The 16,573-nt window shown below is 47.2% G+C and carries 10 protein-coding genes and 1 tRNA gene; all 11 read left to right on the top strand.

Annotated elements, in window-relative coordinates; all coding sequences use genetic code 11:
- The first annotated feature begins 66 nt into the window (after nt 1-66).
- The 11 genes from QFZ80_RS23880 to QFZ80_RS23830 all read left to right on the top strand — a co-directional run bounded on the left by QFZ80_RS23880 (nt 67) and on the right by QFZ80_RS23830 (nt 16,481).
- A complete protein-coding gene (locus tag QFZ80_RS23880) occupies nt 67-3,168 on the top strand; it encodes a glycoside hydrolase family 2 TIM barrel-domain containing protein (protein WP_307561367.1) in 3,102 nt (1,033 codons plus the stop codon).
- A 16-nt stretch (nt 3,169-3,184) separates the two neighbouring features.
- Nucleotides 3,185-3,248: transfer RNA gene (locus tag QFZ80_RS23875), tRNA-Ala, on the top strand.
- A gap of 374 nt (nt 3,249-3,622) precedes the next feature.
- Nucleotides 3,623-5,392, top strand: a complete 1,770-nt coding sequence (locus QFZ80_RS23870) for a sensor histidine kinase (RefSeq protein WP_307561365.1) — start codon at nt 3,623-3,625, stop codon at nt 5,390-5,392.
- Nucleotides 5,385-6,821 (top strand): response regulator, encoded by a 1,437-nt coding sequence (locus QFZ80_RS23865; protein ID WP_307561363.1) that lies wholly within the window; start codon nt 5,385-5,387, stop codon nt 6,819-6,821. Before QFZ80_RS23870 ends, QFZ80_RS23865 begins: the two co-directional genes overlap by 8 nt.
- Before the next feature lie 173 nt (nt 6,822-6,994).
- The gene (locus QFZ80_RS23860) at nt 6,995-7,954 is read left to right on the top strand and encodes an ABC transporter permease (RefSeq protein WP_307553540.1); all 960 of its coding nucleotides are present in this window, start codon (nt 6,995-6,997) and stop codon (nt 7,952-7,954) included.
- On the top strand, nt 7,951-8,823 hold the full coding sequence (locus tag QFZ80_RS23855) for a carbohydrate ABC transporter permease (protein WP_307553541.1): 873 nt from the start codon (nt 7,951-7,953) through the stop codon (nt 8,821-8,823). The genes QFZ80_RS23860 and QFZ80_RS23855 overlap by 4 nt, the downstream gene beginning before the upstream one ends.
- Before the next feature lie 65 nt (nt 8,824-8,888).
- Entirely contained in the window at nt 8,889-10,511 is a 1,623-nt protein-coding gene (locus QFZ80_RS23850) for an extracellular solute-binding protein (RefSeq protein ID WP_307553542.1), read from the top strand.
- Between the two features lie 345 nt (nt 10,512-10,856).
- Nucleotides 10,857-11,105: a hypothetical protein gene (locus QFZ80_RS23845; protein WP_307561361.1), complete on the top strand. Its 249-nt coding sequence runs from the start codon at nt 10,857-10,859 to the stop codon at nt 11,103-11,105.
- Between the two features lie 181 nt (nt 11,106-11,286).
- Nucleotides 11,287-12,879, top strand: a complete 1,593-nt coding sequence (locus QFZ80_RS23840) for a glycoside hydrolase family 43 protein (RefSeq protein WP_307553544.1) — start codon at nt 11,287-11,289, stop codon at nt 12,877-12,879.
- Nucleotides 12,880-13,032: 153 nt separating this feature from the next.
- Nucleotides 13,033-13,953 carry a glycoside hydrolase family protein gene (locus QFZ80_RS23835; protein ID WP_307553545.1) on the top strand — a complete coding sequence of 307 codons (921 nt, stop codon included), beginning with the start codon at nt 13,033-13,035 and terminating at the stop codon, nt 13,951-13,953.
- Nucleotides 13,954-14,102: 149 nt separating this feature from the next.
- Entirely contained in the window at nt 14,103-16,481 is a 2,379-nt protein-coding gene (locus QFZ80_RS23830) for a glycoside hydrolase family 95 protein (RefSeq protein WP_307553546.1), read from the top strand.
- The last annotated feature ends 92 nt before the right edge of the window (nt 16,482-16,573 follow it).

The raw sequence follows: 16,573 nt of genomic DNA, 5'->3' as shown, positions 1-16,573 counted from the left end.
TTATAAGGATATCGATTTTATAGTACAACCAATTAGAACAATTGATGGGAGGATTATTCAAAACGTATGAAGCTGAACAGAGACTGGGAGAATCCGCATGTCACTCAAAAGAACCGCTACCCCATGCATGAGCCGTACGGCGTATACGAAACCGTTGAACAGGCGCAAAGCGGCGATCGCAGAACGTCCAAATATGTAAAATGCTTAAACGGCTCGTGGAAATTTAAATTGTTTTCGTCTCCGGACGTGGTAACCGATGAGTTCTATCATCCTGAATATGACGTGTCCCGTTGGGATGATATCCCGGTTCCTTCCAACTGGGAGTTGTCCGGATACGGAAAACCTGTGTACACCAATTCAGTGTATCCCTTTGCACGGAAATGGGAGGACTCCCATCATGAAATTCAACTGAAGAAAGATGAATTTGTTTTGAATCCGCCTTATGTGCCGGAGGATAACCTCACTGGATGTTATGTCCTCACGTTCGGAATTCCCGAACATTTTCACGACCGCGATCTATTTATCGATTTTGCCGGCGTGGAATCTTGTTTTTATTTATGGTTAAACGGGAAGCTCGTCGGTTATTCGACGGACAGCAAGCTTAACGCTTCTTTCGATATTACGGATTTCATCCAAAGGGGACAGAACCATTTAGCCGTACAGGTGATGCGATTCGGAGCCGGAACTTATCTGGAGGATCAGGATTACTGGCATCTATCGGGGATCTACAGAGATGTTCTGATCTATGCAAAACCGCGAATGCGCATTCATGATTATAAAATCGAAACGCTCTTTTCGGGAGATTACGACAATGCCGAATTAGCCGTGACGGTTTACCCTAATAATCAAGCAAGCTGTTACGGGGAAGCTCATGCGCGCCTATCTCTTTATGATCACGATCAAAAATTGGTTACGCAGTTTGAAACGCCGAAGTTTGCGGATTGCAGATCCTACCTGCAAGAGAACTATGTGGCGAAGGTCAAACAAACCATTAAGAGCCCCAAATTGTGGAGCGACGAAATTCCTTACCTCTATAGATTGGTATTGGAAATGATCGACCCTGACGGAAATGTCGTTGACATCGAGAGTGCAAATGTCGGCTTCCGCGAAGTTAGCATCGATAAAAATGGAATTTTGAAAATAAACGGCAAACGTCTCATCATCCGTGGAACGAATCTTCATGCGTTTTGTCCCGAAACGGGGCGCGTGGTGTCGACGGAGTATATGCGTGAGCAAATTAAGATCATGAAATCGCTTAATATCAATGCGGTCAGAACGAGTCATTATCCCCATGCAGTCGAATGGTACGACCTCTGTGATGAACTGGGCATTTATGTAGTAGATGAGGCCAATATTGAGACCCATGGCATCGGCGGCCAGTTGAGCGCATCTCCCGAATGGACCCATGCTTATATGGAACGTGCAGCACGGATGGTGCTCAGAGATAAGAATCATCCCTCGATCATTCTCTGGTCCCTGGGAAATGAATCCGGTTACGGAGCGAACCATGCTGCCATGTACGGATGGATTAAGGAATACGATAAAACAAGATATGTCCAGTATGAGTCCTCGAATCCTCCGGCCCATATTTCCGATATCGTGGCGCCCATGTATCCTCAGAAGGATTGGATCCTGGACTGCATGGCCAACAGCGAAGACTTGCGGCCGTTTATTATGTGTGAATATGCGTACGCGAAAAGCAACAGCAACGGGAATTTCAAAAAATTTTGGGACCTCATTCATAAATTCCCACGGTTTCAGGGCGGTTTTATTTGGGACTTTCAGGATAAAGCGCTTGTTAGGCATGATGAATCCGGGAACAAAAAATATGTTTATGGCGGCGGGTTCCAAGAAGAGATTATGGATGCTGCGCCCGATATGTGCCTGAACGGCATTGTATTTCCGGATTTAACGCCGAAACCGGCTGCCTATGAAATCAAATATGTTCAAGCTCCCGTCCAGATCGATTACTTTGATCGGCCTTATGATGTCCCTGGTAACAAAAGTTATCGAATTTTTAATCATTATACGCATCGAGACTTAAGCCACCTCGACATCGGTTGGGAGCTTGTTTGCGACGGGAAGGTTGTCGAAAACGGTACATTATCCAAATTGAATACGCCGGCCGGATCTATGGACAGTGTACAGGCACCACACGATCCAGCCAAGGTCTCTGGAGAAGCGTACCTGAATTTCTATGCTTATCTGAACGAGGATACGTATTATGCAAATAAGGGAGCCTGTATTTATGCATGCCAGATCGAGTTGAATGATTCCGTTTACGAAATGCACACCGGAGATATTGAAAGTGGAAGCCTGGTATATGAAGAAGCCGCTGATCGAATTCATATTTATAATGAAAATACGAACGTGGTCTTCTCGAAAGATACGGCAGAATTCATTTCTGTGAGATACAATAACCGGGACTACTTTACGGGCGGAGCTAACAATTTCTATCGTCCGCCAACGGGGATAGACGCCGGTATAACTGGCGAGACGCTGAACTATGCGGATGAATGGAGAAGCCTCGGGCTGAACTCCAATCAGAAAGAGATCAAGCGTATCCGGGTATATGCAGCGCCTTCTTCCGTTATCATTCAGGTTCATGCTTTGTATCATGGGTGCATTGAAACACGAACTGACTATGCGATTGGCGGTAAAGGCATTGAAATTACCAACACGGTCGTGAACAATGCCAATGTCGATACCATTCCGAGAATCGGTCTAAGCTTTACCTTCTCTGCTGCCTGGAAAAATATCAAATGGTATGGTCGCGGGCCATGGGAAAACTATGCGGACCGAAAAACGTCTGCCTTCGTTGGTATATATGAAAGCTCTGCCCAAGAACAACATGTTCCCTACATCGTGCCGGTTGAATGCGGGGGCAAGGAAGATGTCCGTTATCTATATGTATCCGCGGATGATCGCAAGGTAAAAGTTACCTCGGCGGGTCACTTCCATTTTGATATTCATCAATTCAGCATCGGACAATACGACAATGCCGCCTATGAAGATGAGCTTGGCACATCCGATTCCGTTTTCCTTCATATCGATTACAAACATGCAGGTCTTGGCGGAGACAACGGTTGGACCAAAAATATTCACGATGAATATAAAATCGAAAAGGGCATCTATGTTTACAAGATCACTTTAGAGATCATGGATTGAACAGCTTCAGAAGTCCACTCAGCTGGGAGAGCGCTTGCATGGCATGCAAGAGGTCAGGGATTCGATCCCCCTCGGCTCCATATAGCACAAGGACGTCACCACAAAAGGGGTGGCGTCTTTTGCTATATGGAGCCCCGCAAAGGGGCGAACCCCGAGGTTCAGTTCTGCGCAGGGAGCCGAAGTCGGATGAGCGCGGCGTTGAATTCTGCCTGCCACTAGGCTGTTCTATACCGAAGAAGGAATATGCAGAACTGGAACATTCTCATGAATTTGCGCGAGAAGGTCATGGTGAGCTTAATTCAAGCGAAAACTCGAATCATTAATTGGTGTGACCGCTATTTTCCGGAACAGGCCAGGAAAATACATCAACTTCACCGTTCTCATTCAAATATGTTATGATTCTGTGAGATTTAAACCTATTCATCAAATTAACTATCAAAGAAGGAAAAGTCACATGAAACGACCATATTTGAAAAAACTTCCCATCACGGTGCAGTTATCTTTATTGGGTTTATTAATTGTTATGGTTATGATTTCGATCATGGCTGTGAATTATTACCGTGCCGTCAATGTCGTAAAGAAGAATAACAGCGATTACATCAAAGGTGTTATTTCGCAACTGAACCAGTCCATTTCCTCGAATAGTAATGATGTTAAAAGAATTATGGAAACGATTGCCTACAACGGTCAAACCGTACAAAATTTTTTGTCTGAGACAAATCCAGCCCAAAAGTTTGAAATGTACAACCAGTTAAAAGCTTATTTGTCAGATATGAGGAAAATGAAAAAGGCTATTCTGGATATTGCACTGGTTGAAAATAACGGCGCCGTATTCAACCTCCTGGCCAATACGGCTCAAATCGCAGCAATTTCCCGGGAGATTCCGAAAGATAACTTGTCCTATTTTTTGGGGCATAAAATGATCGATTTACCTTATACTACAACGCCGGTATTGGTGGCGGGAGCACCTATCTATTCAACAACTGATTTTGAGGCCGTCAGAAGTAAACTTGGAACTCTGCTTTTGATAATCGACAATCGACTGCTCTTCGGCGACGGCAACCCTGTCAATTTACCCGATGGTGCCTTAGTCTACATGGCTGATCGTAACGGAAGGCTCTTCTATACGAATGATGATTCAAGTAACCTGGGGGAGCCGATTCCAAAAGATAAATTATTGAATCATAACCGTCAATATATGATTCATAGGGAAGCCATTCCGGATTTGGACGGCGAAATTGTGATTGAAGTGCCGAATCGTGTGCTCCTTCAAGGTCTTAATGAGATTCGTCTACAGCAGCTTATCATGGTAGCCATCGCACTCGTTCTAATGATCATACCGCTTCTGTTCGTGAGCAACAACATTCTGCAGCCTTTGAAGAAGTTTATGAGCCTGATGGGAGAAGTGAGTCTCGGGGAAAAAAAACATCTCAGCAAACGAATCGCAGTAGATGGTTATGCGGAAATGATTATTATGGCTTCGCGTTTCAATGAAATGTTGACGGAAATTGAGAAGTTGACGGATCATTTGCTGGAAAGCAAGCGTGTCCTCTACGAGACGGAATTAATTAAACGGAGAGCGGAACTCAGCTTTTTGCAAAGTCAAATCAATCCGCATTTTTTATACAATACGCTGGAATCGATCAAAGGGCTTGCCGCGAGAGAGGGTTCTTCGCAAATATTCGAGCTGACAAAAGCGTTAGCTATGTTTTTCCGTTACAGTATCCAGGGACCTGATATGATTTCCTTGGAAAGAGAATGGATCATCATAAAATACTATATCTTCATTCATCAAATCCGATTTGGCGAACGCTTGCATGTGGAATATGACATTTCTACGGAATGCCTCGCTTGTCTTGTCCCAAAAATGATCTTGCAGCCTATCGTGGAAAATGCCATCAAACATGGCATTGAGCCGCTCAGACGAACCGGTGTGTTGGTGATAAAAGGCTACAGGGATGGGGAGAAGTTGTATCTCTCCGTCAATGATAACGGTACAGGAATAAGTTTGGAAAAGTTAGAGGAAATTAATCATACAATAGAATGCCGATCGGCAACCGATGGCCTTGATGGCGATTCCGTATCCGGCATCGGACTGGCGAATGTGCATAACAGAATCCGAATGATCTTCGGAGAACCATACGGCATCAGGTTGACGAGCGAGCTTGAAGGCGGAACAACGGTCTCGCTTATAATACCGGTCAGGAGTGAAGGTTATGTATAAAGTCTTTATTGTGGATGACGAGGAACTGGTTATAGAAAGCTTGAAAGCGTCGGTGGATTGGAAGGGCTGCGGCTATGAAGTTGTTGGGTATGCGCAGAGCGGGGAGGAGGCAGTGGAAGTTGTAAAACAAATTCAACCGGATGTGGTTTTTTCCGATATTCGGATGCCCGGAATGAACGGGCTGGAACTGAAAAAACGATTGGACGACGCCGGCATATCCTCCAAATTTATCATAGTGAGCGGTCTGGCGGAATTTGCTCTCGCGCAGAAAGCGATCCAGAACGGCATATCCGGTTATTGCCTGAAGCCTTTCGACGAGATGGAACTCATGGGGTATCTGAAAAAGATCAAGCGGGAATTAGACGCCCGCCGTCTGTTGCCTGAAGGGGAAATCCTTGATTTGATTGAGAGCGGCACGCCGGAAGCAAACAGCAGATTGCGGCGGGAGTTAGCTTTTGCCGGCATTGACGGGTCCGGAAAAGACGACTTGCGTATCATGCTTACCGTAAGAAGGGACAGGCTGCCGATCCATGAACAAACACCTTGCCTTACGGTGCGTATCGGTTATCGCAAGTTTATTTACGTAATGACGGACAGAGACGCGGCCCAGTTCATGTCCAACTTTTCTTCTGAAAGTCGTGAATTCTGGAAAGGAATCGGGTTCAGCGAGCAGGTTGTCGAACCGGCAGAATTTACGCAGGCTATCCAGGAAGCGGAACTTCAAGCCTATCAATATTTCACCTTAGCTGAAACGCCCGCATGGAAAGAGAAGTGGAAACCCCATGATTTGAAGTCGGCATTTGCAGTGTTGGCAGAAGGAAATGACCAGGCGATCCATACGCAGTTGGATTCCTTTTTATTCATGTTTCAGAGCGGCCTTCTGAATATTCGGCATGCCTTGTTGTTATATAACGATTGCATATCGCAGTTAAGTCGAAAGGGAAAGGAATCGGACGATTTCTACCTCTATTCACTCGAACAATTGGCAGATCAGTTTAAAGATGTCAGCGATATGATCCAATATTTAAAACGATTGTTCCGGGAGGAGCAGAACGATCAACAGCACGTTTCCATACAACCTGGACGCAGTACATTCTCTGCCATGCTGGAATACATCAACGAGCACTTCAGCGAGGACATTACCATATTAGGCATAAGTAAACGATTCAATTTAAACCCAAACTACATCTCGCAATTATTCAGAAAAGAACTGGATAAAACCTTCACCGAATACATGACCGGCCTTAGAATGAGCCGCGCTTCGGAGTTGCTCAAGACCACCTCCATTCCGATCAACGAGATAGCGGATCAGGTAGGATATAGGGATTATTTTTATTTCAGTAAAATGTTCAAAAAAATGATGGGCGTTCCGCCTAGAACCTATCGATTCGACCAAGGTCAAAACGGCTTTTTTCCGGCTCCTGAATAAAGGAGTCCTTTTTTTTGTACTACAAATCGGTAACTTGTACTTGAATTAGGTGCAAGACCATTCCGACTCCTATTCGACACAAAGTTGCTTAAAAATACAAAATAAAAGCTAATTGCACGACATACCCCTTGGAAAGCGCTTGCTTTATAATAATTTCAGGAGGCGAGAGGGGCATGCAAAATACAGTAATTCACGCGAAATACAAGGGGCGTTTGAAGGGAAAAACCAACCGCAAATGGCAGGAAATCGTCCGTCATAAGTACTTCTACTTGATGGTATTTCCAACCGTGCTGTTCTTTCTGATCTTCGCGTATGTGCCTATGTACGGCGTGATCTTGGCTTTTAAGGACTTCAATTATTCTCTGGGCATCATGAACAGTCCCTGGAATAACTTTCAAAACTTTCGGGATGTGCTGGGTGATCCGAAATTCCAGCATGCGTTCAACAACACCTTGTTGATCAGCTTCGGGCGTTTGCTTATCGAATTTCCGATCCCGATCCTGCTGGCGATTCTGCTGAATGAAATGCGACACAGAAGATTGAAGCGGATCTATCAAACTGTATTTACGTTTCCGCATTTCATCAGCTGGGTCGTGTTAAGCGGAATCATTACGAGTATCCTGAGCGATCAGGGCGTGCTCAATCAGATCCTGCAGCTATTCGGATGGGGAAAAAACTCGATCCTGATCCACGACGGAAGTTTTCTGGCGCTGCTGTTCACGTCGAACATATGGAAAGAAGCAGGCTGGTCCTCCATTATTTATCTGGCAGCCATCGCAGGCATCAATCCCGAGCTTTATGAGGCGGCGGCCATAGACGGTGCAAACCGTTATCAGCAAATGAAGGCCATTACATGGCCGGTGATTCGTACCACGGCAGCTATTCTGCTTATTCTGGCAGTCGGCGGTATTATGAACGGCGGGTTCGACCAGATCTTCAATTTGTATAACCCGGCTGTTTATGAACGCGCCGATATTCTCGATACCTACGTGTATCGCAGCGCTTTTGTAGACGCAACGGGGTTCGGCTATTCCACTACGGTTGGTTTACTGAAATCCGTCATCAGTTGCTTGTTGCTTTTCGGAGCAAACTTTTTTGTGAAGCATGTTATGAAGGAGGGGGGCCTCTATTGAAGCGCTTATCGGTTTCTAATGCGCTGATCGCGATCATCCTGGGGCTGTGCGCGATCGCGGCTGTATTCCCGTTTTATCAAACGCTCGTTCTGTCCTTGTCTACCCTATTAGACAGGAAAGCGGGAGGGGTCATGTTGTTTCCGAGATCCATTGATCTCTCTTCGTATCAATATATTTTTCATGAAGGCAAAGTGGTCAATGGTTTGCTTATATCGGTCTTCGTGACCGTGTTAGGCACATTGGTAAATTTGGTAGTAACGACGACAGGCGCTTACGCGTTATCCAAGAATTCGATGCCAGGCCGAAACGTGATCCTTACTTGCATCATCTTTACGATGTTTTTTTCAGGCGGTCTTATTCCCTATTATTTGACGATTCAAAGCCTGCACTTGCAGAATAATTTACTTGTCATGATTTTGCCGGCGGCTGTAAACGCGTTCAACCTCATCCTGATGAAGAACTTCTTCGGAAGCGTCAATCCTGCTCTTGAGGAGTCGGCCAAAATTGACGGGGCCAACGATTTTAGTATCCTCATTCGCGTCGTCATACCCGTTTCGTTGCCGATCATGGCGACCATGTCCTTGTTTTATGCGGTTGATCGTTGGAATGAATGGTATCTCCCGATGTTGTTTATCAACGATATAAACTTGCATCCCTTGCAGCTTGTATTAAGAGACACGATAACCAATCTGAGTCAGTCGATCAACAGCCCGACAGGCCAACAGCTAGCCTCGCAAATGCAAAACGTTTACCCGGAATCGGTAAAGTCAGCGATGATCATCGTTTCCGCCATTCCCATATTAATGGTTTATCCATTCGTGCAGAAACACTTCAATGCGGGGGTTATGATCGGTTCCGTAAAGGAATGATAATAATGGCTTCAGCCTTTATTATATACATCTTGAGCTTCTAAAATACAAGGAGGGTTAACGAAATGAAGGTCAAACAAAGAGTATTAACATGTTCGGCTTTGATTTTGCTTGCAGGTACGGTGCTATCCGCCTGCAGCAAAGAGGAGAGCAAGACAAATACCCCGAGCGTAACGTCAAACGCATCACAGAAGCCAGATGATACGGCAATGAGCAAGCCATTAGAGCTCAGCGTTGCAGTATGGGACATTGAGACAGGCTTTAACGCTCCCAATGCAAAAAATGACACCGTTTACAACGATTTGACCAAGAAATTCAACATCACGATCAAACCCGTTCAGATTACCTGGAACGACTGGCAGGAGAAGGCAAAGGTATGGGCCGCGTCCAAGCAGCTTCCCGACATGTTCGCCAACGCGCTTGCTACCGATAATATCGGGTTGTACCAAACCTGGGCCAAGCAAGGCGTCCTCAAGGCACTCCCCGACGACCTGAGCCCGTATCCGAATTTGAAAAAAATCTTTTCCAATCCGGCTGTGCAACCGTTCAAGGTGGATGGAAAATTTTATACGGTTCCGCGCTTTGGCGGCGAGGATGTCGGCGATGGCAGGCTAGGCAGGCCAATACGTTATCGCAAGGACTGGGCGGAGGAAGCGGGATATACAAAGGATCCGAAAAGTTTTGAGGAATTCATGGCCATGACCAAAGCCGTCATACAGAAACACCCCGGAATCAGCGGGTTGACCATTAATTCGAAGGGCTATCTGTTAACACCATTTTTGGGAAGCTTTCCTGAAATGTTATTTAGCAATAACTGGACCCAGGAAAACGGCAAGTGGATTCCCGCCTTCACGTCCGAGAGAGCCTATACCGGTATCCAGCAGCTTCGTACGCTCTATACGGATGGCGTCCTTGACAAGGACTTTGCAACCCAGAAAGACGCCGATGGCACGAACAAGTTTTTGTCCGGCCAAAGCTTTGCGCTATATGGCCTGGAAGGCGTGACTGATGAACAAGTAACCGCATTCAAAAAAGCGAATCCGGGAGTCAGCCCTTCCAAAGCAATCGGGTATTTGAATATTTGGCCTGCGGCTGACGGCAAGCGCTATACGATGGCTGGAGCTCCTTTCTGGTCCGAAACGTTATTCCCCGCTACGCTTAGCGATGAAAAATTCAAACGGGCGCTCCAAGTGTTGGATTACATGATGTCTGATGAATATAGGGTACTGGGCATTAATGGAATCGAAAATGTCGATTATAAAGTGGAAAATGGCCAATACGTTTCCCTGCTGAAAGCCGGTGAAACGCTTGCCGACAAATACCCGATCACGTCAAAACTGGTTTGGCTTGCCGCATGGGACCCCCTCCTGTATAAGGGCAAAAAAGTGGTAAGCTCAGATCCTGAAGCTGCAGCACTGCAGAAGCTGCAAATTGAAACGTGGAATCGTTATAAACAAGAAGATACGTCAATGCCTGTCAACTTTGATTTCAATGCGATATCGACCCCAGCAAAAAATAAGTTTACGGCTCTAGACCCCGATATCCAGAACGACATCATTAAAGTGATTTTGGGTAAAGGTGACCCGATTGCCCAGTGGAAAGAAATCGTCAAGGGATACGACGCCAAAGGTGTGCCTGAAGCCATCAAAGAAGTGAACGATGAGGTAGCCAAGAGAGGCATCAAGTAACAACTCCTTTTTCATGACCGTTCAGTGACACGAAGAAGCTTCCGAACCATGCGCATCATGTTCGTGAAGCTTCTCTTGTTCCTGATACATCTACAACAGTGCTTTAACCGCTCAGGAAGTAACGGCTGTGATGACCGAGTAGATTGCAGCGGCAGTGAATGAACCAGCGGAAGTCCGGAACATGAACCATGTTCCGGACTTTCCGTCATTGATTCGACGGTGGAGCATTATTCTGATCCGTTGAATGATACTTTTGACGAATGTATCGGAAACTGTGCGTATGTACCGAGAGTGATTAGAGTTACGTTAGAAGTTACAGCACATCAAGAGTGAGGGGGCTAAGATGTGAGATTCTGTTTGTACGATGAACAAAAGGCATCTGTTCTTTCCGTCATGGACAAACTTGGGGATGCAATCAAGAAAATGGTACAAGAACGCGCGAAAACGAGCTTGAGAATTTACCCTCTACTTACTCGTGAGGAGTATGAAGCCTACCCACAGTCATTTCGCGGGGTTGTGAATGGACGTTATTATCTGCTGTACTCTCTAAACGAAGACATGGGGAGCACGTACGATCAGGTAATTATTGACTGAATCGCCTGAGGCGAACATCAAGATGGACGGATGCACGTACAGGAAGGATCTTCGAAGGCGGACAAACCATCCATGTTGAAGCTCAACTAAGCACGATTCCGGTATTTTTACGGGACGGAAAACAAGAGTATCTGATCGGAAACATATAATGTTCTTTTAGAATGGAAAGGATGACTCTGTTATGGAAGATAACTACAATCTGTTATCGAAGAAGGGAGCTTGGGGAGATCAGGGGGACGGCACCTATGTCAATCCTGTCTTGCCAGGAGATTATAGCGATCCGGATGTCATTCGAGTCGGAGATGATTATTACGGCATCTCCTCTACATTGCATTGCTCTCCGGGGATGGCGGTACTGCATTCCAAAGATCTTGTGAATTGGAAAATGATTGGGCATGTTGTGGACGATTTGACAAGAATCGGCCCGGAATACAATTACAATCGAATGAACCGTTATGGCAGAGGAGTCTGGGCAGGTGCCATCCGATTCCACCAGGATAAGTATTGGGTGTATTTTTTCACGCCCGATGAGGGATTGTTTATGAGCACGGCTTCCGATCCAGCTGGACCTTGGGAGCCGCTTCATCAAGTTTGGGCGGTTAGCGGCTGGGACGACTGCTGTCCGTTTTGGGACGATGACGGACAAGGCTACTTTGTTGCCACTAATTTTGCCGATAACTATAATATCCATTTATTTAAATTAAGTGAAGACGGCAAAGAACTATTGCATAACAGCGATACGATTATTCATCAGCACAAAGGGAGCGAAGCCAATAAGCTCTACAAAATAAACGGAACCTACTATTTTTTCCACAGCGAGGTTCGCCGTGAGGAAGGCGTTGAAGTCAGAGTCGTCATGATGTTAAGGGCGAAACATATTTATGGGCCCTACGAGGAGAAGGAGATTATCCATACGCACGGCAAGGATGTAGACCGGGAGCCGAATCAAGGCGGACTTGTCCAGACCGTTTCCGGTGATTGGTATTTCATTTCGCATCAAGGAACGGGCGAGTACGAGGGGAGACCGCTTCACTTGCTGCCCGTAACGTGGATTGACGGATGGCCGATCATCGGAAACGATACGGACGGTGACGGAATCGGGGAGATGGTATGGGGAGGCAGGAAGCCCATAAACGGACATCCCGTGACGGTTCTTGCCACAAATGACGATTTTGAACGAGCGGTGCTTGAGCCGTATTGGGAATGGAACCATCAGCCGAGAGCCGACAAATGGTCGTTAGCGGAACGGCCCGGCTATTTGCGCCTACATGCATGCCAACCCATCGATAAGGACAATTTTTTTACCTTCTGCAACGTCATTTCACAAAGAGCATTTAGAACCGTTCACAATACGGCAACCGTAACAATAGAAATCAACGGCATGGCGGACGGGCAAGAAGCGGGGCTTTGCCATTTTGCACAAACTTATTGCACGATTGGCGTTCAACAACAGAATGGGACAAAGGTTCTGAAGTTTAACAATTCGGGTACCGTAGAATGGGGTCCGGAATTAACGGGTTCCACCCTTTGGTTAAGGTCTGTGTGGAACATAGACGGAATCAACCGGTTCGAGTATAGCGTCGATGGGGACCATTTCACGAGCTTTGGAGACGCGTATCAGCTTGGGTGGGGGAATTATAGGGGAGATCGGATCGGGTTATACAGCTATAACTGTGAAAATGAACAGGGTTATATCGATGTAGACCAATTTTGTTATGAGGTCGCAGGAGCAATGCAAGCCACAATAGCCCCAGCGGCGGCTCGTCGACCATGACGAACGGCGGTATCCGTGCAGCATCACCACAGCGATCCGTACGGACTCATTTCGGCTTGAAGTATTACGGCACATGACGTTCGATCAACAACGGTTTTTGAATAAGTAATATAAGCATATCCTAAACATGACGAGCACACACTGGAGGGTATAATGAAAACGCCATTGTATCGAGACCCTATTTATGACGGAGCAGCGGATCCGGTCGTTATTTGGAACAGAGAAGCCAAGGAATGGTGGATGATTTACACAAACCGCAGGGCAACTGCGGAAGATCGCCGATTTGCCTGGGTGCACGGCACTGATCTCGGCGTTGCTTCATCCAAAGACGGGAGCGATTGGGTTTACCGGGGAACGCTCCCGGGGCTGGACATCGAATGGGGAAGAAATACGTTCTGGGCGCCTGAGATTTACTGGCATGAAGGCATTTATCATATGTATGTCACTTATATTCAAGGGGTACCTGAGGATTGGGTAGGTCGGGCGGACATGCTCCATTATACAAGTCCGGATCTCCTCAATTGGACGTTTCAGTCCAGGCTGGATATCAGCGAGACAAATATTATAGATGCTTGTATTTACCGTCTCCCTAACGGCCTGTTCAGAATGTGGTTCAAAGAAGACAACAACACCTACGCCGCCGAAAGCAAGGATCTATACCATTGGGAACGTGTAGGGCTGATTATCGAGGGACGGGGACATGAAGGGCCAAATGTCTTTCGGTTCAAAGAATATTATTGGTTAATCGTGGACGAGTGGAGAGGGCAAGGTGTATACCGATCGGATGATTTGATCAACTGGGAACGGAACAGCCTCATTCTCGATCAGCCAGGCACGAGGGAAGATGATGGCACGATTGGCTTGCATGCGGATGTAGTCTGCTCAGGGGACGAAGCCTATATCTTTTATTTCACCCATCCGGAGAGATTAACCGGGCAAGAACCTCCTTCCTACACCTACGGTACACGGCGTTCCTCCATACAAGTAGCCCAATTGGACGTTGTTGACGGTAAGCTGGTATGCGACCGAGACCGGCCGTTTGAACTGAAGCTTATGCCTCCGACCTGCGAGTAAGCCGGACGTGGCTGCTCGATTTGGAAGGAGTCAAGTTTCCGAAAAGGGTCGAGCTGGAGCCGGCAAAGGTGCCTGCAAACCTGAGATCGTTTCGATTATTCGGTATGAACAACGAGTAAAATTCTGAAATAGAAGGAAAGGAACTCAACATGAAAATACAATTTCAGTCCCCCGCCGTTTATTGGACGGAAGCCCTTCCCGTTGGAAACGGAAGACTTGGCGCGATGATATTTGGCGGAGTTGAGATAGAACGCATTGCATTGAATGAGGACACGCTATGGTCCGGTTACCCTAAAGATTGGAATAATCCGGGGGCCAAAGAAGTGTTGCCGAAGGTGAGAGAGCTTATTGCCCAAGAGAACTATGAGGAAGCGGATCGTCTCTGCAAGGAAATGATGGGTCCCTATACGCAATCCTATTTGCCTTTCGGAGACTTGCGTTTCGTGATGCATCATGGCGATGTGAACCACCAATACAGCCGGAAGCTTGATCTGTCAACCGGCATCGTGACGGTTACCTATAACGTTGGCGGCGTTCAGTATACCCGAGAAACATTCGTTTCTTATCCCGATCAATCCATTGTCGTGCGTCTGACGTCGAGCAAGGAAGGGATGCTCGATTTTCGGGCCTGGCTGGACAGTCCCATTCATTATGCATCGTCCTTTGATGCCGATCAAAAACAATATATGATATCCGGTACAGCTCCTGAGCAAGTATGGCCCAGCTACTACAACTCGGAAAATCCCATTGTTTACGGCGCGCCTGAGTCATCAAAAGCTTTGAAGTTCCACGGCGGATTGGCTGTGGTGCATGAAGGCGGGACGTTGAAGGTTAATGCAGACGGCTTGCACGTTGTCGGAGCGACCAGCGCGACCTTGTTTTTCAGCGCAGCCACCTCCTTTGACGCAAGCATGGGCGCGAGCCATTCTGAACGGGATCTGCGGAAAATCACAACGGATGCCATCCAGGCTGTTAGCGGTATGACGTATGAGGAGATTCGAAACCGGCATCTTGACGATCATCGCAAGCTGTTTGACAGAGTTGACTTGTCTTTGGGAGAGTCCAAAGCTCCCTCCGATATGCCGACCGATCGGCGAATTGCTGAATATGGCAGCAGCGATCCGGGGCTGGTGGAGCTCTTGTTCCATTATGGCCGGTACCTGATGATTGCAAGCTCCCGCCCGGGAACCCAGCCTGCCAATCTGCAAGGCATATGGAATGAGGAAACGAGAGCGCCATGGAGCAGCAACCACACGCTTAATATCAATGCCGAGATGAACTACTGGCCGGCAGAGTCTTGCAATATGGCGGAAATGCACGAGCCGTTGATTGATTTTATCCGTAGATTGGCATTGAATGGAAAGAAGACTGCTGAAACGAATTATGGCGCAAGAGGGTGGGTGGCGCACCATAATTCCGATCTTTGGGCCCAAACGGCGCCGGTTGGCGATTATGGTGATGGAGACCCGGTATGGGCGTACTGGCCGATGGGAGGCGTATGGCTGACCCAGCATTTGTGGGAGCATTATGCTTACAGCGGGGATGAAGCGTTTTTACAAGAAACCGCGTACCCCATCATGAAGGAAGCGGCGTTATTCTGTCTGGATTGGCTCATGGAAGATCAAGACGGTTATTTGATTACTTCACCTTCCACCTCTCCAGAGCTGAAATTCCAGGTTGGCGATAAGCGCCATGCCGTAAGCGCGGCGACGACCATGGACCTGTCTCTGATCGGCGAATGTTTCTACAACTGCATCATGTCTGCGAACCTGCTTGGGATTGATGAAGATTTTGCAAAGACACTGGCAGAGAAGAAGCAAAAGCTGCTGCCGCTTCAAATCGGCAGGCACGGTCGATTGCAGGAATGGTTCCAAGATTTCGAGGAGGAAGATGTCCATCATCGTCACGTCTCTCATCTTGTCGGGGTTTATCCGGGGCGTCTGATTACGGAGCAGTCTGCTCCCGATCTGTTCCGAGCTGCGAAGACATCGCTTGAAATAAGGGGAGACGGGGGAACGGGCTGGAGTCTGGGCTGGAAAATCGGCCTATGGGCAAGATTCAAGGAGGGCAACCGCGCTGAGCGTTTAATCTCGAATTTACTGTCGCTCGTTAAGGGAGAAGATTCGATTCATCGTGGCCGAGGCGGTGTTTACGCCAATCTGTTCGACGCGCATCCTCCTTTCCAAATCGACGGAAACTTTGCCGCCACAGCGGGGATTTCAGAGATGCTGCTGCAATCGCATCAAGGCTGCTTGGAACTCCTGCCGGCGTTGCCCGATGCCTGGAAAGACGGATATGTCAAAGGCTTGCGGGGCAGAGGGGGGTATGAGGTCGATCTTGAGTGGGAGAATGGCGTATTGTCAAAGGCGGAAATCGCCGTTTCCATAACACAGACCTGCAAAGTCCTCGCCAAACAAAAGGTCAGGATTACGCAGGATGGCGAAGAAGCACATTATTCTCAAGAAGAGAGCGGTTGTATCGGGTTCCATGCTGAAGCTGGAAAACGGTACGTAGTATCGGCCGTTTGAAGACTTGTGTCTATAGGTGATACGTTTCAATGACAGCAGTTACATGATGATGAATTTTACCCCAGCCTTCTGATTTCCCGCCTATATAATAA

This window comes from Paenibacillus sp. V4I7 (assembly GCF_030817275.1).
Classification (GTDB): domain Bacteria; phylum Bacillota; class Bacilli; order Paenibacillales; family NBRC-103111; genus Paenibacillus_E.
This window is presented reverse-complemented; position numbering and strand designations above follow the sequence as displayed.

Coding starts and splice junctions, on each gene's coding strand:
- QFZ80_RS23850 (WP_307553542.1), top strand. CDS start 8,889: ATGAAGGTCAAACAAAGAGTATTAACATGTTCGGCTTTGATTTTGCTT.
- QFZ80_RS23880 (WP_307561367.1), top strand. CDS start 67: ATGAAGCTGAACAGAGACTGGGAGAATCCGCATGTCACTCAAAAGAAC.
- QFZ80_RS23860 (WP_307553540.1), top strand. CDS start 6,995: ATGCAAAATACAGTAATTCACGCGAAATACAAGGGGCGTTTGAAGGGA.
- QFZ80_RS23870 (WP_307561365.1), top strand. CDS start 3,623: ATGAAACGACCATATTTGAAAAAACTTCCCATCACGGTGCAGTTATCT.
- QFZ80_RS23830 (WP_307553546.1), top strand. CDS start 14,103: ATGAAAATACAATTTCAGTCCCCCGCCGTTTATTGGACGGAAGCCCTT.
- QFZ80_RS23840 (WP_307553544.1), top strand. CDS start 11,287: ATGGAAGATAACTACAATCTGTTATCGAAGAAGGGAGCTTGGGGAGAT.
- QFZ80_RS23865 (WP_307561363.1), top strand. CDS start 5,385: ATGTATAAAGTCTTTATTGTGGATGACGAGGAACTGGTTATAGAAAGC.
- QFZ80_RS23835 (WP_307553545.1), top strand. CDS start 13,033: ATGAAAACGCCATTGTATCGAGACCCTATTTATGACGGAGCAGCGGAT.